Annotated in this window: 14 protein-coding genes; 11 read left to right on the forward strand and 3 right to left on the reverse strand. The window is 45.1% G+C overall.

The genetic code is table 11. The features are described from left to right. Nucleotides 1-2: 2 nt before the first annotated feature. Nucleotides 3-1,601 carry a RagB/SusD family nutrient uptake outer membrane protein gene (locus tag NF543_RS11180; RefSeq protein ID WP_257668212.1) on the forward strand — a complete coding sequence of 533 codons (1,599 nt, stop codon included), beginning with the start codon at nt 3-5 and terminating at the stop codon, nt 1,599-1,601. A 181-nt stretch (nt 1,602-1,782) separates the two neighbouring features. Then, complete coding sequence (locus tag NF543_RS11185; RefSeq protein WP_257668213.1) at nt 1,783-2,196, forward strand: hypothetical protein; 414 nt, start codon at nt 1,783-1,785, stop codon at nt 2,194-2,196. A gap of 349 nt (nt 2,197-2,545) precedes the next feature. Here the strand turns inward: NF543_RS11185 and NF543_RS11190 are convergent, their stop codons facing one another. After that, complete coding sequence (locus tag NF543_RS11190; protein ID WP_257668214.1) at nt 2,546-2,719, reverse strand: hypothetical protein; 174 nt, start codon at nt 2,717-2,719, stop codon at nt 2,546-2,548. Continuing rightward, nucleotides 2,709-2,909: a hypothetical protein gene (locus tag NF543_RS11195; RefSeq protein WP_257668215.1), complete on the reverse strand. Its 201-nt coding sequence runs from the start codon at nt 2,907-2,909 to the stop codon at nt 2,709-2,711. The genes NF543_RS11190 and NF543_RS11195 overlap by 11 nt, the downstream gene beginning before the upstream one ends. Before the next feature lie 477 nt (nt 2,910-3,386). Between NF543_RS11195 and NF543_RS11200 the strand changes: the two genes are divergently transcribed. Further along, nucleotides 3,387-4,547, forward strand: coding sequence for an IS4 family transposase (locus NF543_RS11200; protein WP_257668216.1), 1,161 nt, complete (start codon nt 3,387-3,389; stop codon nt 4,545-4,547). A gap of 1,796 nt (nt 4,548-6,343) precedes the next feature. Here NF543_RS11200 and NF543_RS11205 read toward each other — a convergent pair. Beyond that, a complete protein-coding gene (locus NF543_RS11205) occupies nt 6,344-7,594 on the reverse strand; it encodes an ROK family protein (protein ID WP_257668217.1) in 1,251 nt (416 codons plus the stop codon). Nucleotides 7,595-7,946: 352 nt separating this feature from the next. Here NF543_RS11205 and NF543_RS11210 point away from each other — a divergent pair, with 352 nt between their 5' ends. The 8 genes from NF543_RS11210 (at nt 7,947) to NF543_RS11245 (ending at nt 22,462) form a co-directional block, all read left to right on the forward strand. Beyond that, on the forward strand, nt 7,947-11,276 hold the full coding sequence (locus NF543_RS11210; RefSeq protein ID WP_257668218.1) for a SusC/RagA family TonB-linked outer membrane protein: 3,330 nt from the start codon (nt 7,947-7,949) through the stop codon (nt 11,274-11,276). A gap of 7 nt (nt 11,277-11,283) precedes the next feature. Beyond that, nucleotides 11,284-13,050, forward strand: coding sequence for a RagB/SusD family nutrient uptake outer membrane protein (locus NF543_RS11215; RefSeq protein ID WP_257668219.1), 1,767 nt, complete (start codon nt 11,284-11,286; stop codon nt 13,048-13,050). A 74-nt stretch (nt 13,051-13,124) separates the two neighbouring features. Continuing rightward, nucleotides 13,125-14,396, forward strand: coding sequence for a Gfo/Idh/MocA family oxidoreductase (locus NF543_RS11220; protein ID WP_257668220.1), 1,272 nt, complete (start codon nt 13,125-13,127; stop codon nt 14,394-14,396). A 27-nt stretch (nt 14,397-14,423) separates the two neighbouring features. Continuing rightward, a complete protein-coding gene (locus tag NF543_RS11225) occupies nt 14,424-17,831 on the forward strand; it encodes a 3-keto-alpha-glucoside-1,2-lyase-like domain-containing protein (protein WP_257668221.1) in 3,408 nt (1,135 codons plus the stop codon). A 275-nt stretch (nt 17,832-18,106) separates the two neighbouring features. Next, entirely contained in the window at nt 18,107-18,496 is a 390-nt protein-coding gene (locus tag NF543_RS11230) for a response regulator (RefSeq protein WP_257668222.1), read from the forward strand. Continuing rightward, nucleotides 18,480-19,565: a sugar transferase gene (locus NF543_RS11235; RefSeq protein ID WP_257668223.1), complete on the forward strand. Its 1,086-nt coding sequence runs from the start codon at nt 18,480-18,482 to the stop codon at nt 19,563-19,565. Before NF543_RS11230 ends, NF543_RS11235 begins: the two co-directional genes overlap by 17 nt. Nucleotides 19,566-19,725: 160 nt before the next feature. Then, entirely contained in the window at nt 19,726-20,298 is a 573-nt protein-coding gene (locus NF543_RS11240; RefSeq protein ID WP_257668224.1) for a TolC family protein, read from the forward strand. 25 nt (nt 20,299-20,323) lie between these two features. After that, nucleotides 20,324-22,462 (forward strand): exopolysaccharide transport family protein, encoded by a 2,139-nt coding sequence (locus NF543_RS11245; protein ID WP_257668225.1) that lies wholly within the window; start codon nt 20,324-20,326, stop codon nt 22,460-22,462.

Raw genomic sequence — 22,462 nt, forward strand, 5'->3', positions numbered from 1 at the left:
TCATGAAGAAGCAAGTTATATTTTTGATTTTTCTGTCGGTAGTTTTCGGTGGATGCGAGAAGTTTCTGGACAAACGGGATCCTACGGCCACTACGTTTCAGGAGTTTTTCATTGATGAAGACGACCTGCGCCGGGTGACATATAGTAGTTTTTACGATGCATTTACGCATCATAGCAACCGCAGGCTGTTGTTTTATATGCATGATGGAAGGTCTGATAATGCGTTTGCACGATCCAATGACGACCACCATCCATTGATTGCCAATGGCAACATCAACAGCAATACGCGTGCATTCGAATACTATTATGCACTGTACATGAAACATGTGGGCCGGTTGAATACCTATATCGCCAACATCAACGTGCCTTATGTAGAAAACGAGGCCGTACGAGCCCGTTATAAAAGCATTCTCGAAGGGCTGCGGGTCTGGCATTACTTTCGGATGGTTTCGCGTTGGGGTGATATCCCGTTCTTATTGGAGCCCGCAACGCTGGAAGAAGCAAAGCAACCCCCGATGCCAAAAGCGGAAATTCTGGATCGGTTGTTCCAGATGTCGGAAGAGATTGCCGAGCACCTTCCACCGGATGAGTATACCACAAACAAGTTTATGTTCAACAAATACTCGTTTAAAGCACTGGTGATGCGGTATGCATTGTATTACGAGCGTTACGAACTGGCTGCGCAATTGGCCAAGGAAATCATGGATAGTGGCAAATACGAACTCTACCACAGTTATGGGGACCTATTCCAATACGAGGGGGCTACCGTCAATAAGGAATTTATCCAGCACATGGACATCGAAAGCTTCAGTGGGAGCACCACGTATTCCTTCCGAGACTTGGGGCCACATTTCCGCACAGGAAACGGCGAGTCGTATTGTGTGCCGGTGAAAGCACTGGTTGATGCGTACTGGACCAAGCAAGGCCGTCCGATTGCAGATTGTCCGTTGCATACCCAAGCAGAATACGAGTTGGATCCAAACTTAAACCGGGATCCACGCTATGAAGCCAGCATCATGGGGCATGGGGATGAGTTTTATGGAGAAATGATCGATATCTACAATACCAATAATCCGATGTTTTATGAGAATCAACGGGCCAGTAAATCCGGCTATTGGTGGCGTAAATTCGTTTCAGAAGCTGATGCTTTCCGGAATGGGAACCTTACGTTTGGCTTGCTGAGGTACGCCGAAGTACTGCTGGCATATGCCGAGGCGAAAATCATGCTCAATGATATGGACGACTTGGCCAAAAGCTGCATCAACCAGATCAGGGAACGTGCCGGACTGGATATGGCCTACGCCGATGTAACGTTGCCGGAATTTGCAGTATACACACAGCAACAGTGGGTAGACCTGATCCGCAAGGAGCGCCGCATCGAATTGGCTGGTGAGGGCGTACGGTACGACGACATCATTCGTTGGCGTATTGCAGAAGATGTACTGAACCAACCTGCGCTGGGCCACACCCGGGAGATCGATGGTCAACTGCGATCGTTGCATATCGAAGACCGATCATTCGCGCCACACAATTACCTATGGCCACATCATGAACTGCAGTTGAAAGTTGAGCCCGATTTGCGGCAGAATCCAGGGTATTGAAAGGCGTCAGGAACAACGACAAGTATTGATGTCAATAATCAGTCTAACTTTAGGGGCTATCCAGATTGTGGATGGCCCCTTTTTTATCGTGTCTTGGTATGACCGAACAAGGATGTAAATCTTTAGGTTTTCAATGCCGATTTTGCTTTTTGGGAGACCCGCTTACCCGTGCTAGCCGGTGATGTTACGGCTATTCAGCAATATCCTTGAGTCGCTCCATGATATCACGGAACCCTCCAACAATACTGTTGAGCCTCTAAACAATACTGTTGAACGTTTCCGTGATATTGTTAAGCCATTCAGCAGTACCCTTGAGCTGCTCCATGATATCACGGAGCCCTCCAACAGTGCTACGGAGCGATTAAACAATACTGTTGAGCGTTTCCGTGGTACTGTTAAGCCATTCAGCAGTACCTTTGAGCTGCTCCATGATATCATGGAGCGTTCCAACAATATCGTTGAGCATCTAAACGATACCGTTAAGCCTCTAAACAATACTATTGGGCATTTCCGTGATACCGTTAAGCTATTCAGCGTACCTTTGAGCTGCTCCATGATACCATGGAGCGCTTCAACAATATCGTTGAGCATCTAAACGATACTGTTAAGCCTCTAAACAATACTGTTGAGCGTTTCCGTCATACTGTTAAGCTATTCAGCAGTACCCTTGAGCCGCCCAGGAATACTCCTAAGCTTTCCAGGAGTATTCCTAAGCAGCAATGCAGTACTACATAGGCGGGCATTAGGGTTCCAAAATGCTCGGTTTTTCGTTTGCGCGGTTGCGGCTTTCCAGTTTTAGGGCATGAAATAGAACGGGAGAACTCAAATGGAAAGGGGGGGCATGGAGCCATATGCCCTAAGGGAAATATCTATAAACAATTTTCCTAGGTAAGACACGTACTAATTCGATAACATTGTCTTGGAAATAAAAACAGATGCGATAGTCATCGATCCGCATCCCGCGCAGTCTTACCACCCTTCATGGCTTTCACGTTATTAAGTTCAGTCAAGGATTCTGCATTTGTCATTTCCCTGATGGCCTTTGCAATTGCTTCCTTCACCGTTTGTGTACACTTTTTTACATCGCGGCTAAAGGATTTGCGGATTTCAATCTGCATGGGTCAACGATCTCAAAAACGCATCTTTCTCGTCCTTAGTCAGCAGGGGGCTTTTTTCTCCCTCCTTCATGGCATCCAGATAGTACCGGTCGTCCTCAATCCCCTCTATGACTTCAATCTTAAGGGTCCTGGCCAGTTCAGTTATTAATGCCAAATGCTTTTTCTGTACCTTATCAAGAATAATCTGCATGATATTTGATATTTAAAAATCAACCGTTTGCTTCCCCTTAATATTCCTCACGTTACCATCCGTTGCCAAGACTTCAAGTGAGTGGGCTGCCAAGGGTACATACAAAAATACGAAAACTATTGGACATAATTTTGCTTACGCAGAATTGCGAATTTAATTGTTGCTGGATAATGGGCTAGGATTGGGCTTTAGCTTTTCGATTTCTTCCCTAAGCTTCTTGTTTTCTTTTAACAGGCGCCCGTATTCTTCACGCTAAAAGTCACGATCTTTTTCTAATTCAGCGAAAGTTCCAATTGGAGATGATTCGAATCGGCTGGAAGTCCTACCCGTGATTTTGCTTTTTTAGCGTCGAGATCATAACTGTCCCATTAAAATTTAAAATTGTTCTTTGAAATATTTGAAATATAGTTAGTTACAGGGCTTTTTCGATTAAACGGATTTCAATTTCAACCTTTGCAATTCTTATACAGATTTGCAATGCACAAGGATAAATTCGTTTTCGCTCAGCTTGTTTCGTTTTTGGATAGAAATAGGTTCAACTACATCGTTCGCACGTATTGTTGCGACAAATATGTGAAGCATTTCACCTGTTGGAATCAACTGCTTGCATTGATGTTCGGTCAATTATCCAATAGGGAAAGTCTGAGGGATTTGGTTGTCGCTCTTGATGCTCATCGGTCCAAGTGCTACCACTTGGGATTAGGCAAGAATATTTCTAAAACTTCCCTTGCAAGAGCCAATCAAACACGTGATTACCGTATATTCGAGGAGTTTGCCTACTTTCTTGTAAATGAAGCACAACGCAAGCGTTCCATAGACATTCCCAACTTAGGCGGAAACGTGTATGCCTTTGATTCGACCACAATCGACCTGTGCCTGAATGTGTTCTGGTGGGCCAAGTTCCGCAAGAAGAAAGGCGGCATTAAAATTCACACGTTGTATGATGTGGAGACTCAAATCCCTACCTTCTTTCACATTACAGGAGCATCCGTTCACGACACAAAGGCCATGGATGAGATACCTTACGAACCAGGATCTTACTATATCTTCGACCGTGGATACAACGACTTCAAGCGCTTGTACAAGATTCATCTTATTGATGCCCATTTTGTAATAAGAGCAAAAAAGAACCTTCGATACAAGCCTGTTAAGTGGAAACGAAGGTTAGCCAAGAACGTACTGTCGGACACGACTATTCTGTTTACCGGATATATGCCGGGCAGGAACTATCCTGGACAACTTCGTTTAGTCAGGTACCGGGATGAAGACCAGCAGCGGGAGTTTGTGTTTTTGACCAATGCCATGGACATATCCGCTCTTCAAGTGGCAGAATTGTACAAAAACCGATGGCAAGTGGAGCTCTTCTTCAAATGGCTAAAGCAGCACCTCAAAATCAAAAAGTTCTGGGGAACCACAGAAAATGCTGTAAGAATACAAATCTATGCCGCTATGTGCACCTATTGTTTGGTAGCAATCATTCAACACGACATGAAACTGAACAGAAGTACATACGAAGTGCTCCAAATCCTAAGCATATCACTGACGGATAAAACCCATCTGAAAGACCTCTTTAACAAAACTAATTTTCAATATGACAAAGAACGAGTTAGCCTTAATGGGCCAAGTTTGTTTGATTAATTTATAGCCCCAATTTTAATGGGACACTAATGCGTCGAGATAATTAAATTTACCTCATGGATACTATTTAGTTAGGAATCGTGCCAAAAAAAGTTGCCTGCTGTAAAAAAGTTGGCACGATAACGAACGTCGCTCTCCAATATTGTTCCGACCTTTATAATATACCCCGGGCCTGAAAGCAATTTATAGCGGAGATTCTTTGACATCCAGGTATGGCTTGGTAGCCACAGGCGAGCGAGTTGCCGCAAGCGGGGAGCACGATTCCGCTTTAAAGGGAAAACATGTTCCTTACAAGGTTTGGCGTTCCCCTTTAAAGGGAAGGGGCTCCGCTTTAAAGGGAAAACATGTTCCTTACAAGGTTTGGCGCTCCCCTTTAAAAGGAACAGGCCCCGCCTTAAAGGGAAAACATGTTCCTTACAAGGTTTGGCGCTCCCCTTTAAAGGGAAGGGGCTCCGCTTTAAAGGGAAAACATGTTCCTTACAAGGTTTGGCGTTCCCCTTTAAAGGGAAGGGGCTCCGCTTTAAAGGGAAAACATGTTCCTTACAAGGTTTGGCGCTCCCCTTTAAAAGGAACAGGCCCCGCCTTAAAGGGAAAACATGTTCCTTACAAGGTTTGGCGCTCCCCTTTAAAGGGAAGGGGCTCCGCTTTAAAGGGAAAACATGTTCCTTACAAGGTTTGGCGTTCCCCTTTAAAGGGAAGGGGCTCCGCTTTAAAGGGAAAACATGTTCCTTACAAGGTTTGGCGCTCCCCTTTAAAAGGAACAGGCCCCGCCTTAAAGGGAAAACATGTTCCTTACAAGGTTTGGCGCTCCCCTTTAAAGGGAAGGGGCTCCGCTTTAAAGGGAAAACATGTTCCTTACAAGGTTTGGCGTTCCCCTTTAAAGGGAAGGGGCTCCGCTTTAAAGGGAAAACATGTTCCTTACAAGGTTTGGCGCTCCCCTTTAAAAGGAACAGGCCCCGCCTTAAAGGGAAAACATGTTCCTTACAAGGTTTGGCGCTCCCCTTTAAAGGGAAGGGGCTCCGCTTTAAAGGGAAAACATGTTCCTTACAAGGTTTGGCGTTCCCCTTTAAAGGGAAGGGGCTCCGCTTTAAAGGGAAAACATGTTCCTTACAAGGTTTGGCGCTCCCCTTTAAAAGGAACAGGCCCCGCCTTAAAGGGAAAACATGTTCCTTACAAGGTTTGGCGCTCCCCTTTAAAGGGAAGGGGCTCCGCTTTAAAGGGAAAACATGTTCCTTACAAGGTTTGGCGTTCCCCTTTAAAGGGAAGGGGCTCCGCTTTAAAGGGAAAACACTTCCCCTACAAGGTACGGTGATCCCCTTTAAAGGAAAGAAGCACCGCTTGCAAGCAAAACCGAAAATCCTCAGAAAATGAAAAGAAACAAAACGAGCGATAGGCCGCCCAAACGGAATGCTTTATTATCAACGATGAGCCAGCCTTTTTTGATGGCGTTGCTTGCCTCCTGCCAATCTTTTTGGTGCCTCTTCGAAATATGTAAGTTTCCAAGCCATACGGACGATACAGTAAGCGATCGAGTTCGGCCAAAGGTCCTTCTATCGGAAGTATCTTGCTTTCGTCTTTTGTGATCGCATCCAAGCGTTTACCCATTCAAATGACCTGGTATTCGCGCGCCATGGACGGGAAGTTTGTGATTACTGCGGTCAGGCATATTAACGCAACGGGAATCCTTTGACAATCAAACACCGTTCCCATACGGACAACACATGTATACAACACAAGTGGAAACGTGAATAATACGTGGCTTATACGTGGATAAGGGGTGGGTATACCGGGTTGCATTACCTCTCCACATACGCAATCTGCTCGTTGAACAGCTGGTCAAGGAATACGCGGGCAGCTCCCATGGCTCCTGCTTCGGCTCCAAGCTGGGAAAGTTCCACTTTCACTATATCCCGAATGGGTTGCATGCAATAGGTATTGATGGATTGCTGGATCGGGATGGTAATGTATTCCTTCGCTTCTGCTATTTTACCGCCAAGGATAATTAGCTCTGGATTGAATAATTGGATGAGCGTAGCGATGCCCTTTCCTAGTTTTTCCCCTAAATAAGAAAGGATGCTGATGGCATATTGATCACCCTGATTGGCGGCATTGATCACCAAATGCGGTTCTATGTTTTCAATCTCCCGATCGGATAGCGCATTCAGTAAAGAGTCTTGTCCTGATTGAATACCTTCTTTGGCCATCCTTGCCAAGGCGATACCTGAAGCAACCGTTTCCAAACAACCCTTTTTACCACAATAACATAGTGTGCCGTCTTCTACAAAAGGCATATGTCCCATCTCACCGGAAAAACCTGCGGTGCCATTCATTAACTCCCCATCCGTGATAACCCCCAATCCGATACCCCAATCCATTAAAATCACCAATACATCTTGCTTGTTCTTGGCCAAACCAAATTTATGCTCTGCTATCGCGGCACATTTCACATCATTAATGATGAAGACCGGTTTGTTGAAATGTTTTGAAATGCGTTCTTGTAAGGAATCCTCTCCATCACTATTTACTAAATAGGTATAATTCTTGCCTTCTTTATGGTTTACCAAGCCTGGCATACTGATTCCTATTCCAACAATCCTATTCCAGGACAATTCGGAATACGCAATAAAATTTACGATGAGTTCGTGTAGCTTGGGAATAGACGATTGGTTTTTGGACAACAGAAAAGAATGAGACTGGGTGCTTTTTAGCCGATTATTGTTGTCCACAATGGTCAGTTTAACCTTGAACCGTTCAATTTCGATGCATAAAATAAGGAGGGACTCATTTTTTATGGTATTCAATACGGGTCTTCGACCTCCTATGGAACCCGCTTTTTCCTTTTGTTCGAGAATGCCTGCTACAATGAGCTCATTGATTAATGCAAGTGATTTTGGCGAACTGATATTGAGATGTCGGCAGATGTCGGCATTCGTCATGCCATTTTTTTCAATGATTCCCCTTACCAATTTGATTTTATAACTGTAGTTTTTCTTTTCCATTTTGGACATGCCGTCCAATTTATCCATCCCCAAAAAAAATGATTCCATGATTTAGCTTTAGTGATTTGACAAAAATAGTTAATATAAGTTTATTATAAAAACAACACTATATACATAATAAAAGATGTTAATATATGATACTTTTAGAAAAAAATTAAAAAAGTTTTTGTATTTCTAATAAAATAGTAATTTTGATGGACGGTTGCCGGTTTGTCATCGGTAGGGTAATTATAACCAATTTTTAAGCTGTATTAATTGAAACATAAGGTTTTGAGAGCATGTAATCGGATGCAACAGGTTTTGTCCATTGGTAAATCAGGTTGCTACGATTCATTAACAAGTTGCTTTATTCAAGGTATAGGAATATGAACAAGTTAAACAACTATTAATTCAAGCTTACATGATGGATTATTTATCTATTGGGCAATACCGGCACGGTGCGGGCAGGTATTCTTCAAAAAAAACGCGATTAATTATTAACCTGGTATGCACATTCTTCGTTTTGGTTTGCATTAGGGGGTATGCAAGTACTGCCGGAAAACCCATGGATAGCGCCTTCGAAAACGCTACCAAGAGCGGATTTCTTATGAGCAACTGGCAAGAAGAAGTAGTGGTAGGAAAGGTTTATAATGTGGAACGTTCACCCATGCAGGGTGTTTCTGTAAATGTGTCGGGAAAAAGTATTGAAACGGTAACCGATGAGCAGGGCGGGTTTAGGCTTGTCGCCACCATGGGAGATAGCCTTGTGTTTTCCTATTTGGGCTACCAGTCGACCACAGTGGTTGTGGATGGGAAACCGATTACGGTGACCATGATTTCCGCTGATGCAACGGACTTGGAAGAAGTAGTCATCGTGGGATACGGTACCCAGAAAAAATCAAATTTGACGGGAGCCGTCTCAGCGGTAGATGCGAAAGAATTGACGAATATAGCGCCTTCCAATTTATCCAACACCTTAGCTGGTCGGGCACCCGGAGTAAATGTGACCAATACTTCCGGTTTGGCAGGGGCTACGTCACAAATCCGGATAAGAGGAAGTTTTGGTGAACCGCTTTATGTTATTGACGGCATGGTAAGGGATAAAGCTGCTTTTGATGCATTGGAGGCTTTTGAAGTCGACCAAATGAGCTTTCTAAAAGATGCGGCAACGGCTTCGATCTATGGATCAAGAGCAGGAAATGGGGTCGTGTTGGTGACCACCAGAAAAGGTGTCGAACAAAAACCTACATTCAATTTCCAATCCAATTACACGACCGGAAGACCTACCCAGACCTTGTTATCAGATCTGACAACAGCTACCGATGAGTTGATCTACCAAAACCGAGTAGCGGAGTTCAATGGAACACCCATCCCTAATGGCGATGAAGAGTTTGATTATTTTAGCAACAGAAGCTACAATGTGCATGACTTTATCTGGAGAAACTCCAATAGCCATCGGCAGTCGATAAGCGTAACGGGTGGGTCAGATAAAATCACCTATTACTCACTATTGAGCTATCGTGGGGAGCAAGGCTCTTATAAATCATTGGACCATGGTAAGGTTAATCTCCGCAGTAATGTATCGGCCAAGATAAACGAAAGCATATCGATCGATCTGAATTTATCGGCCTACCAGCAAAATGGCGACCGGTTTTACTGGCCTTTTACCGATGATGATGATTACGATGTTTCGGATTTATATCGGGTCACCTTCAATTGGCCTAAGACGTATCCTTTCTACACGGAAGCGGATGGCACACCGGCCAATTATGTCACGGATTATCCAGTTCAGACCCCCATGGGGAGTTGGTTAGCCTGGAGCGTAATCGACCAGGTTATTGGTGACCGGTATATCAAAACCAGGGAACGGCAGTTTAACCCCATCTTGTCACTCAATGTTGGGTTAGATAAATTTATACCGGGCTTATCCACTAAGGTGGTGGGGAGCTATTTGGGTGAAGATTATATGCGGAAGAAATACCTGACGTTCCAGACCAACTATGTCTTCAACCAGGCGGATCCAGACGGCAATCGGTTTATTCCCGCGCCACCTGACCCCAATAGGACAAATACGTTCAATTTCAGTCAAGATCTACCCTTTGTGGATTATGAGATCACAACCAATTGGGCTTATCAGTTTAACTGGTTTGTTAATTATAACCGAACGTTCAATAAGCACAGTGTCGACGCCTTGTTTGTATATGAGCAAGCCGAAGATGGACTATATACAGCATACGCCAAGCGGGAGAGCCCACTGACACCATCAGACCAGATGTTTGCCTATCCCTATGGTCGCGCATTTGAGGAGGCTGATGGATTGGAGGAAATCGGTGCCAGGCAATCCTTTATTGGACGAGCCAATTACAACTTTGACAACCGTTATATTGCTGAATTTTCGTTTCGGTACGATGGGAATACGCTCTTTCCGGAACATAAACGCTGGGGTTTCTTCCCGTCGATGTCCGCGGCATGGCGTATATCAGAGGAAGCGTTTTTCCAAAATGCTTCCACAGCGGTCAACGAGTTGAAGCTACGGGCTTCTTATGGTACCACCGGTAATGACCTCATGATCAATACGGATGACAGGATAGAGCCTTTTTCGTATGTGAATAGATACCTCAATTCAGGGGGGTACATGTTTGGTGATCGCTACTACGGAAGCATTGCCGTCCCAGTGACACCCAATCCCAATCTGACTTGGGCAACTTCTACCAGCTACAATGCCGGGGTGGATATCGCGGTGTTCAATAACAAATTGACCGGCGCGCTCGATGTGTTTTTGCGAGAAGAGAAGGATATCTTGGGCACACGGTTGGTGACGTTACCCGATAATTACGGACAAGCACTTGCTCCTGAGAATTATGCGGCCCGATCATGGCGTGGTGGCGAACTGAGTGCCCAGTGGAATGATCAGTTGTCCGCTAACAACGAAATTAACTATTCGGTGATGGCTAATATCGGCTATTCAAAAGACAGGTGGGATATTTATGACGAAAGTGCGGCTTTTGGGCCAGGTGGGAACCGTCATTTTGAATCACGTATCGGACTGCCCCATGAGCGGATTATTGGATTGAAGGCACTAGGAATTGTTCGTACACAGGAACAATTGGATGAATTGCTTGCCCAGGGATTCAAACAATACGGCCGAGATCCTTATCTCGGAGGATTGTATTTTGAAGATGTACGTGGGGATGGTTATGCGCCAGGGGCAGACGGCAAAATTGATGGAAATGATATACAGCTGTTATCGACGAAAGCCGATCCCCGGATTAATTACGGCTTTGGCTTCAATATTTCGTACAAGAACTTTGCTTTGCAAACGCATTTTCAAGGGGTGATGAATTACGACCGGATCATCAGTAACCAGGAAGGAGCTGGGATGCGGCAACATGGCGGCGCCGTAAGGCCATACTATCCCATATGGGCATCGGATGATGTGTGGACACCGGATAACATCGATGGTAAATACCCCAGGCCCATTGGCCAGAATTGGTATGAGTCCGGCACGGGAGCCTCGTCCTTCTGGATAACGAATGGGGCTTATTTACGGTTACGGACATTGAATTTTGCATACAGCTTACCGGAAACATGGGTGTCTGCGCTGCAACTGGAGCATGTCCAACTGTTTTTTAACGGTACAAACCTCTTTGTGCTTTCCGCCATGACGGAATTCCATGACCCTGAACAGAAAAACTATGATTCATACCCCGTCATGAAGACATTCACCTTTGGATTAGATGTTAGATTTTAAAAAGACGATGATGAAGAAGATATTTTATATGATGATAAGCCTTGTTTGGATGTCGACATCCTGTAACAAGGTGCTGGATATTGAAGATTTAAATAGCTATGACCCAGATTTGGTTTGGCACGATGCGAATCTCGCCAATGCCTACATGGCCAATATCTACCCGATGTTCGGCAACTGGAGTACCACCGCCGAACAAAAAAGTGAACAGATCATGGGTATCCATTTCTACCCAGACCGCATCACCATTTCAAATGGTGAATATAAATCTTGGGATTACAATCGCATACGCTTGATTAATCAAGCCATTGTGGATGTAAACGAGGGGACGCTAGACCAAGATTTAAAAGACAATATTACAGGGCAAGCCTTGTTTATGCGCGCGTATGCTTACTTTCAGATGGTTATGTATCACGGGGGCGTACCCTATGTCACTGTACCTCAAGACCGATTTGAAGATGATTTATATGTTCCGCGCAACACGACCAAAGAATGCTTCGATTTTATCATTCGTGATTTGGATGACGCCATTGCCAAACTACCAGCCCAGCTAGCAAAATCATCGCCCGAATACGGCAAGATCGATGGCAAGTTTGCCTTGGCATTTAAGGCCAAAGTTTTGCTATATATGGCCTCCCCGCAATTTAATCCTTCCAATCCTTGGAATAACCAATATTGGGCAACGGCGTATGAAGTGAATAAGATGGCCTACGAGGATTTGCTGGCCAGTGGGTATGCGCTTACGGCGGAGTATGCCGATATCGCATTGGCGGAAAAGGGTCCAGAAGTTGTTTTTGCCGTCATCAATTCCTACCCCAATAAAGTAGCCGTATGGGACCATGGCGTACGACCTGGCTCGGAAAGCCGTGGAGCAGCCAATGCTTGCCCTACTTGGGAATACATCAAGGAATTTCCAATGAAGGATGGCAAGTTGTATAACGATCCCACCAGCGCTTATTATAAAACGGAAGATGAGTTTTTGCAAGGTTATTGGGAAGATCGCGATCCGCGATTTGATAAATCCATCGTGTGGAATGGAAAGCTGTATGAAGTATCAGGTAAAACAGGAAAGCGCCAATACACTTCCCTGGGGATTGCACATGAGTTGGATGATTTTGGAGTAAATCCTATAGCGGGTGTCAATTCTACGAATCTCAATCGTTATAGTGGTTTTTTCATTGAAAAAAATAGCTTACTTAGGCTTACCCAAGAGCAGGTGCAACAATATGATGTGGATTTTGTGCTGATGCGATTTGCAGAGGTGATGTTAAATTATGCCGAGACGGCCAATGAAATAGACAGGCTGGATGAAGCATTGGCCATAGTAAAGCAAATCCGGGAACGTGCCGGCATCGAACCCGGAGCCGATGGAAATTATGGAATTATCGCTACCTCTAAGGCAGCGATGCGGGAAGCCATCTTGGCCGAAAGAAACATTGAGTTTTGTTTTGAAGGTCATCGTTTTTGGGATTTGAGAAGGTTACGGATGTTAGATCGCCTAGATGGTACCACTAAACATGGTGTTGAAGCCATCGCCATCAATGCCGATGGCACAGAGATGGCTATGGGAACTGCAAGGGCCAGGGCAAACGATTATGAATTGGAAGCCCAGGATTTTAGATATAGCTTATTGCAAGTACCATTGTCAGGTGTGAAAGTCAACGCCGTACCCGATAGCTATTATTTCTTTCCGATTCAGGAAAGCGTGATTGACAGAAACCCGAATATCGAACAAAACAACAATTGGGGTGGAGCGTTCAACCCGACATTGGAATAGGTATTTTCACAAATAACTCCTATTTTAGACAGCGCAAATACTAAATAGTTCATATAAATACCTAAAACAAACGAATGAAAGAAAAAAGTACGTCCCGTAGGGAATTCATTAAGAAATCATTGGTGGGGGCAGCGGCGTTCAGCATTGTTCCCCGTTTCGTATTGGGGGGCAATGGCTTCCTTGCCCCGAGTGACCACCTCACAAAGGGTGTGATCGGGGTGGGAGCCATGGGTCGGGGGCATTTTGGATATGCTAGCACCAAAACCGTGGCCATTTGTGATGTGGATGCGCGTCACCTAGCGTTAGCCGTAAAACAACTAGGTGATAATGGGGTCAAGCAATTCGCGGATTTCCGAGAGCTGATCCAATTGCCGGAAGTGGATATCGTCCATATAGCCACCCCACCACATTGGCATGGTCTCATGGCCGCGGAGGCGGCGCGCATGGGCAAGGATATTTGGTGCGAAAAACCCATGACCCGCACCATCGGTGAAGGCAAGCGGGTGGTGGAGGCGGTCAAACAGCATGGCAACATCTTCCGCCTAAACACCTGGTTTCGATTTGATGCCAATTTCTATGGCATGAACGTGCCCGTAAAAAGAATCAAGAAATTGGTGGATTCAGGCATGTTGGGTTGGCCGCTCAAGGTAACCATCAGCAAACATACCGGATTCGATTGGAAGTTCTACTGGGTGGGACGTGAAGACCTGCCCGTGGAGCAGGTGCCAAGCGAATTGGATTATGATATGTGGCTGGGCCCCGCTCCCTATAAACCGTATAGCGCACATCGGGTGCATACAACATTCAGGGGTTATTGGGACTATGATGGAGGCGGATTGGGTGATATGGGACAACATTACATAGACCCTATCCAATATTTTCTGGGCAAGGATAATGAAAGTCCCATATCGGTAGAAATAGATGCGCCGCAGCAACATAATGATGCCGTAGGTACTTGGAGGCGTATCGAATACACGTATGCCGATGGTTGCAAGATTATCCTTGATGGGGAGGGTAAAGATGTGGGTATGCCCTATATCGAGGGGCCGGAAGGGAAGCTTTATCGCGGCTTCAAGTCTGATATTCCGGATATGGAACGTAAACTTGCTGCGTTTCCCGATCCCGAACCCCAAGTGACCGATTTTGTGGAGGCTGTGAAAACCCGCCAGAAATTTGCACTTAACGAAGAGAACGGACATCGTTCATGTACGATTGTTAATATGGGATTAGCGGCATTACGCCTTGGGAGGTCGTTGAAATTCGACCCGGAGAAGCAGGAATTTGTGAATGATGAAGCAGCAAACAGGTTGGTAGACCAGCCCATGCGCGGCCCATGGTCGATATAGGACAGATAATTATAAGCTAAAAAACCAATGGTAAAAATGATATACGCGCTTTTAGCGCTTTTCTTACTGCAACCCTATGTGTATGCCCAACAGGATGATACACGGACTGCCGCCACCAAGATAGCCGACCTCCTTGCACAGCAACCTTCGGAAACTTCCGAACGATTCCAAGAAGCGATGGGACAACTGGAGCGGTTTTCCGCTTCAGAAATTTCAGCTTTGCTCCAACGCCTTACCCCGCCAGGAGAAGGTGGCAATGCTGGCATCGAATACGCAACCAATAGTTATAGCTATTACGTGCTGCTGCCCGGCAAGGCCAGCCAACGTGCCACGTTCTTGAAGGGAGCCATGGAGGCTTTGGGGGCGATAGCCAATAAAGATAACAAAGGCTATGTCATCCAGTTGCTACAAAACGCCGGGGATGATACGGCAATAGAAGCACTTAGCGGTTACCTCATCGATGAATATTTGAGTGAGAAGGCTGCACGTGCATTGGCGTGCATTGGTACGGAATCGGCAGGTGCAGCCTTGTTGGAGTCATTGCCTAATGCCACCGGCGTTGCCACCATCCATATCATCAATGCACTTGGCTTCATGGCCTATGCACCAGCCGAGCCATCCATTTTGGCCATGACTGAAGCAACCGACGTGAACCTGCGTAGGGTTGTCCTTGATGCGCTTTCGAAGATTGGCGGAAAGGACGCTGAACAGACATTACGAAAAGCGGCGCAAGACGCCGGATTTGTGTATGATGTGACGGAAGCGACCTCGGCATACATCAATTACGCCCATTCGCTGATAGCCAAAGGGGAAGTCAGGGCTGCCGCCAAAATCGCTTCTCGGTTATTCAAAGCCTCTAAAGAAGCCAACCAAGTGCATACCCGTATTGCGGCACTGGGACTGCTCACCGAGGTAAACAGGACCAAGGGGGTCAAGTCACTTGTAAAAGTTGCAACCGATGATAATGGTATATATCGTAATGCTGCCTTGTCGTTATTGGTGCCCCACCTTGATAGCCGAGTATCTTCGCAATTGGTGAAGAGGTTATCGAGGACCGATGAGCAGGTGCAGGTTGATATCCTACGGTATTTGGGTAACAACAAGCAAAGCGCGGCGCTCCCTGAAGTCAGAAAAGCATTGGATACCGGTTCGCCCGCGGTGCGGGGAGCAGCCATAAAAGCCATACATAAACTCGCCGGTGATGCAGCTGTCCCGGAATTGATAGGCAGACTTTCATTGAACGACACAAGTACAAGACACGCAATCAAACAGGTATTACTTACTTCCAAAAACAAGCAATTGCCAACATTGGTTACCGCTGCATTATCAACGGAGAAGGATCCAACTACTCAGGTTTTGTTGATGGATGTGCTGGCCAGCAGAGGAGCTGGAGAAAGCGTACCTGCCATCCTTGACATCATCCAGGACGATGGGCCTAAAGAAGTGGAAACCACTGCATATAAAACCCTGCCGCAAGTGGCACGTCCAGAAGATTTGGGAAAACTGCTGGATTTGCTATCCACAGCAGGGGGCGAAAATGCAGTCTTTGTGCAGGAAGCAATCGTGGCTGCTGTAACCCGTAGCAACGATAAGGCCGGCCAAACACAACAGGTTATCGCTCGCATGATAACGATGGATGCCACCTCGCAACCGCTCTTCTTTCCAGCATTATCGGGAATTGGGGGCAGTGAAGCGTTGAAGGTAGTATCCGACTATACCCATCATAGCGACCCCAATTTGCAGGGCGCCGCGATAATTGCATTAGCAAACTGGGCAGATGCCGAGGCGTTACCAACGCTAATAGCGCTCAGCCGAAAGGAAGTGAGGGATTCCAATCAGCAGGATGCCATCATAAAGGGGTTGGTGCGGATAATTGGCATTACGGATGTCCCTGTTGACCAAAAGGTGCTGCATCTACGAGATGTGTTTGAAGTGGCCAAAACGGTAGACCAGAAAAAATTGGTACTGAAGTCGTTAGAAAGCAATAAAACCTATAACGCATTGTTGTTTGCCGGCAAATATCTCGATGATGAACAACTAAAAACAACAGCGGCGACTACCGTAATGAATATTGCGTTGGAGAACAAGCGATTTTATGGAGCTGATGTTACCCGGTTGCTGACCAAGGTCATCGAGCTGCTTTCCGGAAGTGAAAGCAGCTACCTTAGGGAAGCAATACGTAAACATTTGGATGAACTACCCAAGGGCTCCGGCTACGTATCGTTATTCAATGGGAAAGATTTGGAGGGCTGGAAAGGCTTGGTGGCCAACCCCATCAAACGTGCAGCTATGGATGCCAAAACATTGGCAGCTGAACAGGCAAAGGCTGATGAAGCCATGCGACAGGGTTGGTATGTAAAAGGTGGTGTGTTGCATTTCAACGGTAAAGGCGATAATATTGCCACGGTGAAGCGATATGGGGATTTTGAAATGCTGGTGGACTGGGAGCTAGCGAAGGAAGGTAAGGATGGCGATGCCGGCATCTATTTGCGGGGTACACCCCAAGTACAGATATGGGATACATCGCGTGTCAATGTAGGGGCGCAAGTCGGCTCTGGCGGGTTATACAACAACAAAAAGCATGAAAGCAAACCCCTCAACGTAGCCGATAACCCATTGGGCGAATGGAACACCTTCCGTATCACCATGGTGGGTGAACGGGTGACCGTTTACCTCAATGGTGAATTAGTGACGGATAGTGTGGTACTTGAGAATTATTGGGACCGAAGTTTGCCGATATTCCCAACGGAGCAAATCGAATTGCAAGCCCACGGCACGCATGTTTCATATCGGGATATCCACATCCGTGAGTTGCCGCGTAAGGATGTATTCACATTGAGCGAGACGGAAAAACAGGAAGGTTTCGAAGTGTTGTTTGACGGTACCAATTTGGATGCATGGACAGGTAATACCACGGCCTATGTTGTGAGTGATGAAGGTACATTGGCTATCTATCCCACGGAAGGGTCGGGAGGCAACTTATATACCAAGGAAACATTTTCGGATTTTGTATACCGCTTTGAATTCCGGTTAACACCCGGGGCCAATAATGGCATAGGCATCCGTACACCGATGGAAGGGGACGCAGCCTATGCAGGGATGGAAGTGCAGGTGCTTGACGACAACGCCGACATGTATAAAGATTTAGCCGAATATCAATACCATGGATCTGTCTATGGAATTATTCCGGCAAAACGTAGACACCTAAAACCCGTTGGTGAGTGGAATGAGCAGGAAATCCATGTGCGGGGCAACAAAATCAAGGTCACATTGAATGGTACAGTAATCGTGGATGGAGACTTGGCCGAAGCGACTAAAAATGGAACCTTAGACAAAAAAAACCATCCCGGTTTAATGCGTAAATCAGGTCATATTGCCTTCCTTGGACATGGTTCAGAGGTGCATTTCCGACGTATCCGGGTAAAGCATTTGTAATATTAGGCTAATAAGGGATTTGAAAACCGGTATCGCTGAATAGGTGATACCGGTTTTTGCGTTTTTATCGATGATACCTATCTGAAGATTTTGTATTTACTCCAACAGTAATTCTTTTTTGAGCACCTAAAAAGTTTTTTATATGATGTCTCTTCCTGTCTTGCCCAATTGTAGCAGAATGGCTACAAATGGACTTAATTGTGCGTTTTCCCCCTTGTTTTTATAAAAAAACGTGGAGATTTGCGGTGATAAATTACCCAGATCCTAGTGCAGGCATGAAGAAAAAAATACTTCTAGTAGAAGATGAACCAACGATACAAAAACTATTGCACTTCGTGCTTTCCAAAGAATTTGATTTGGAAATAGCCAGCAATGGATATGAAGCATTTCTTTGGTTGGAAAATCGACAGATTCCCGATCTGATCATCATGGACTGGATTATGCCCCAAATGGATGGGAAGTCTTTTCTCAAATGCATTAAAGTAAGTGGTTTATACAGCGAAATTCCCATTATCGTATTATCCGCGTCCGATGATGTTGCCGATGAATTGAGTAACCTGCCTTATTCGGTAAATCAATGCCTCAGCAAGCCTTTTGACCCCACCGTACTTAAACAAACAATAGCAAACATTTTTAAAGACAAAGTACATGGACTTATTAACTGAACTAAGACTGCAAAGCAAATTTCTGACAATTTCTATTGCATATCTTGGGACGAAATTTGTTGATGAACTTGATTACAACCTCAACGAAGATATTGATGTCAACAGATTTGATAGTTTAGAGAACCTGAAAGATCATATTAACAGTCAATCCTTATTTTCTGTGCCAGATGTTTTTTTGCTCGAAATAGAGGACAATATTTCGGAGATTTTGTCATTTGTGTTGGACCTAAGGGAAAACCCATTGACAAGGGGAATCAGTGTCATCCTGCTCGGATTTAAAAGCAATAAATCAATTGTGACCCAAACATTCAGTCCATATGTGAATGATATTTATTTCTATCCCTTTAATGTACTGAATATCCAAGAGCGCCTTCAATTTATCTTTAAGTTTAAGATTATAGGGAATAAAACCTCATTATTGGACAAACAAATGGCAAGGGAGGAGTATAAAATGCCCTTAGCCAAACGTTTTTTTGATATCATGGTGTCGGCTCTGGCCTTGTTATGCGCTTCACCACTTTTGGTGATTATCGCACTCTTGGTGAAACTGGATTCGAAGGGTCCGGTAATCTATAAAAGCGAAAGGGCCGGATGCGGCTATAAGATTTTTGACTTCTACAAATTCAGATCCATGAAGGTAAACGCCGACAAGGAATTGGATAAACTGTCGGCATTGAATCAATATGCAATCAATGGCGGCAATAGCGCTTTCATCAAAATCAAGGACGACCCCCGAGTTACCAAATTGGGTGCTTTTCTCAGGAAGACCAGTTTGGATGAGCTACCTCAGCTTTTCAATGTGCTCAAGGGAGACATGTCTTTGGTAGGTAATAGGCCTCTGCCATTGTACGAGGCCCAATTACTCACATCGGATGAATGGGCCATGCGGTTTCTAGGGCCGGCCGGCATCACCGGCCTTTGGCAGGTAAGCAAACGTGGTAAAAGCGAAATGTCCGATGAGGAACGTAGACAATTGGACAATTACTACTCCAAACATTTTTCGTTTTGGGTAGACGTGAAAATTCTGTTGAAAACGGTACCGGCGTTGCTGCAAAAGGAAGCGGTTTGAAACAGGGCGATAGACGCCTTGGCATTTCATTAATGTAACTGAAAAATATAAGATTTTGATGAGAAAGATTATTGCACTGCATATATTCTTGGCCGCATACTGTATGGCATCAGCCCAAGAATCATTAATTACATCAATTAATCAGGAACATTTAAATCGAATGATTGAGCTGGCCAAAGAACATATGCCCCAGCGGGAAATCATGGCGTTAAATGAAGAGAAAGCCAAATCCGCTGCAAATGCCGAAGTGGTCAATTACCTTGATTTATTGAATGTATCCTATTTCTACAGGCCCGACGAGAGGGCTGCGCTGGGCATGGAGAATCCATACGTCGTCAATGGTTTCCAGTTTGGTGTCAACCTTAATTTGGGGTCGTTCCTGCAGAAGCCATTCCAGGCCAAACAAGCCAAGGCCGATTATAAAATTGCCCAGTTGGAACGGTTGGCTTATGAAAGTGAACTCGAGAACGAAGTGAAGCGTCGATATTATGTATATGTCCAGGCATTCAACGAACTGCGCATCAGATCCCAAGCGCTGCAGGACAACAAGGCGCTTAGCGATGATTTACAATTTCGCTTTGAAAAGGGTGAAGCAACCCTCAATGAGTACGCTGAAGCCAAATCTGCTGTCTCGGAGGCAAGCTCAGCCAAGCTAGAAGTAGAAGTCAATTACCTTGTCGCCAAGGACGCCCTGGAACAGCTTATAGGTGTCAAGGTAGAAGACGTGAAGTAAGAATGGATTTTTGCCAAACAACAGCATGATCAATATCCCAGATTTTTTGAAATATGTATGGCGGTACAAATGGTTGGTTGCCATCGTACCATGCATCTGTGGGGTTACTGCCTTTTTTATCGCCAAAAATTTGCCGAGGACCTACAAATCGAACGTACAGCTATCCACTGGCATCACAGACAGGTCGCAGGAGATTTTATCGGGTGATCAATTGGATTATTTCCGTGTAAGCCAGCAGTTTGGAAATATCATTGAAATGATGAACACCAAACGTGTATTGAATATGCTTTCCTTGCATTTGATATTGCATGATTTGGAAAATCCATCATCAGCACTGGGTGCGCTGCCGGAAGATGTAGCCAAGCTCCCTGAAGGTGAAGTATCCGAAGTCGTTACGTTATTAAAGGAAAAGCAAGTTAACAATGAATTTATAACACCAGCCGACAATGGAAAGTATGCATTGTTTGACTGGATTGAATACATGGGGTATGACGAAAAAACCATTGCGGATCAGCTTACTATTTATCGGCATGGGGAGAGTGATTTTATCAATGTGGAATATACTTCTGAAAACCCCCAGTTATCTGCGTTTGTGGTTAACACATTCGCCAGGGAGTTTATCTACTATTACGGCCATGTGACTTCTACCAGCAAGCAAGCTACGCTGCTGCTGCTCGACTCGATACTTACGGCCAAAAAGGCGGTAATGGACGAGAAGAACACGCAATTGAAAAGTTTTAAGGCCGGAAGTGGGGTGTTGAATCTTAGTGCTCAGTCGGATATGATTTATCAGCAAATTGCCGAACAGGAGGGCAGGAGGTCGCAGCTCATCGGCGAGATTCAATCCTTGCAGGGCGGCATCCGAAATATCAATGAGAAGCTGAACGATGAATCACTAAATGGTGGCAATAGCTCCATCAAAGAAAACAACGAAATCGTCCAAATAGGCCGGCAACTGGAGCAGGCAAATAAGCGCTATTTTGACAATAATTTTGATCCTGCCGACAAAAAAATCGTTGATTCATTGGAATTGCTTCGTACCACCAGGATCGCCTCTATGTCCAGGCAGTCGACAACGAGTCCATACGAAGTCAGACGTGGCCTGTTGAAGGAGAAATCTGACCTCGAAATCGCTTTGGCTAGGGCCGAAAACTCGATTTCTTCCATCAATGCCGAATTGGGGAGCCTGCGGGCAAGATTTGGTGCGATGATGCCGGCTGACGCAGGGGTCCAAAATCTGGAGCGGGAAGTGGATCTGGCGGTTACCGAATATACGGAAGCGATGAAACGATATAACCAAGCAACGCTGGAAAATTCGGCGTCGTTAAATCTACGGATCGTCGAATCTGGTTTCCCCGGCATGGCCGAACCTGCTAAGGTCATGCAACTTACTGTTATATCGGGGTTTGCAAGCCTGATGTTTGTCATCACGGTATTGCTGTTGCTGTTTTTGTTGGATAATGCTATTCGGACTTCAAATCAATTGGCAGCGGCAACAGGAAACACTGTAATCGGCGGAATTAATCTGATACAAGGAGGAGATAAGGATTTAAGGGTAATATGGGATGAAGAAAACCCTAGAAATGATTACGCCTTTTACCGTGACCTCCTGAGATCCCTGCGCTTCGAGATCAACAAGTCGTTAAACGGCAGCGCTAATAAGGTGCTTGGCATTACCAGTCTTTCGGAGGGCGAAGGGAAAACCTTCATAGCATCAAGTTTAGCCTATGCATTTGCATTGATAAATAAGAAAGTATTACTGATCGGGGATGATTATCCCAATCTTACCGAATTGATTTCCAATAAGCAACAAAATGGAAGCCAAGCATTTGAATCCTTTTTGGTAAAGAAGGAGATAAAAACGGAAGATATGATCACTGTCTTGAATAAAAATCCAAACAACAAGTCATTGCTGGAAATCAACGGTTCGAACAACCTGATGGCGGCATTCGATGTCTTGAAAGGCGAGTTCGATATCATTATCATTGATTTGAACAGCCTCAAAAATATCAATCAGGTGAAGGAATGGCTTCTGTTCGCAGAAAAAAGCGTGGCGATTTTTGAAGCTGGAAATAAGATAAGTGCACATGATAGGGAATTTTTGAAACAAGTGAATGCTCACGAAGGATTTTTGGGTTGGATAATCAATAAGGTTCACATATAG

This window comes from Parapedobacter tibetensis (assembly GCF_024704835.1).
GTDB classification, from domain to species: Bacteria; Bacteroidota; Bacteroidia; order Sphingobacteriales; family Sphingobacteriaceae; genus Parapedobacter; species Parapedobacter tibetensis.

What these genes read in the sequence shown, in the direction of transcription:
- NF543_RS11180 (WP_257668212.1), top strand. Translation starts at nt 3, where the DNA reads ATGAAGAAGCAAGTTATATTTTTGATTTTTCTGTCGGTAGTTTTCGGT.
- NF543_RS11185 (WP_257668213.1), top strand. Translation starts at nt 1,783, where the DNA reads ATGTTACGGCTATTCAGCAATATCCTTGAGTCGCTCCATGATATCACG.
- NF543_RS11190 (WP_257668214.1), bottom strand. Translation starts at nt 2,719, where the DNA reads ATGCAGATTGAAATCCGCAAATCCTTTAGCCGCGATGTAAAAAAGTGT.
- NF543_RS11195 (WP_257668215.1), bottom strand. Translation starts at nt 2,909, where the DNA reads ATGCAGATTATTCTTGATAAGGTACAGAAAAAGCATTTGGCATTAATA.
- NF543_RS11200 (WP_257668216.1), top strand. Translation starts at nt 3,387, where the DNA reads ATGCACAAGGATAAATTCGTTTTCGCTCAGCTTGTTTCGTTTTTGGAT.
- NF543_RS11205 (WP_257668217.1), bottom strand. Translation starts at nt 7,594, where the DNA reads ATGGAATCATTTTTTTTGGGGATGGATAAATTGGACGGCATGTCCAAA.
- NF543_RS11210 (WP_257668218.1), top strand. Translation starts at nt 7,947, where the DNA reads ATGATGGATTATTTATCTATTGGGCAATACCGGCACGGTGCGGGCAGG.
- NF543_RS11215 (WP_257668219.1), top strand. Translation starts at nt 11,284, where the DNA reads ATGATGAAGAAGATATTTTATATGATGATAAGCCTTGTTTGGATGTCG.
- NF543_RS11220 (WP_257668220.1), top strand. Translation starts at nt 13,125, where the DNA reads ATGAAAGAAAAAAGTACGTCCCGTAGGGAATTCATTAAGAAATCATTG.
- NF543_RS11225 (WP_257668221.1), top strand. Translation starts at nt 14,424, where the DNA reads ATGGTAAAAATGATATACGCGCTTTTAGCGCTTTTCTTACTGCAACCC.
- NF543_RS11230 (WP_257668222.1), top strand. Translation starts at nt 18,107, where the DNA reads ATGAAGAAAAAAATACTTCTAGTAGAAGATGAACCAACGATACAAAAA.
- NF543_RS11235 (WP_257668223.1), top strand. Translation starts at nt 18,480, where the DNA reads ATGGACTTATTAACTGAACTAAGACTGCAAAGCAAATTTCTGACAATT.
- NF543_RS11240 (WP_257668224.1), top strand. Translation starts at nt 19,726, where the DNA reads ATGATTGAGCTGGCCAAAGAACATATGCCCCAGCGGGAAATCATGGCG.
- NF543_RS11245 (WP_257668225.1), top strand. Translation starts at nt 20,324, where the DNA reads ATGATCAATATCCCAGATTTTTTGAAATATGTATGGCGGTACAAATGG.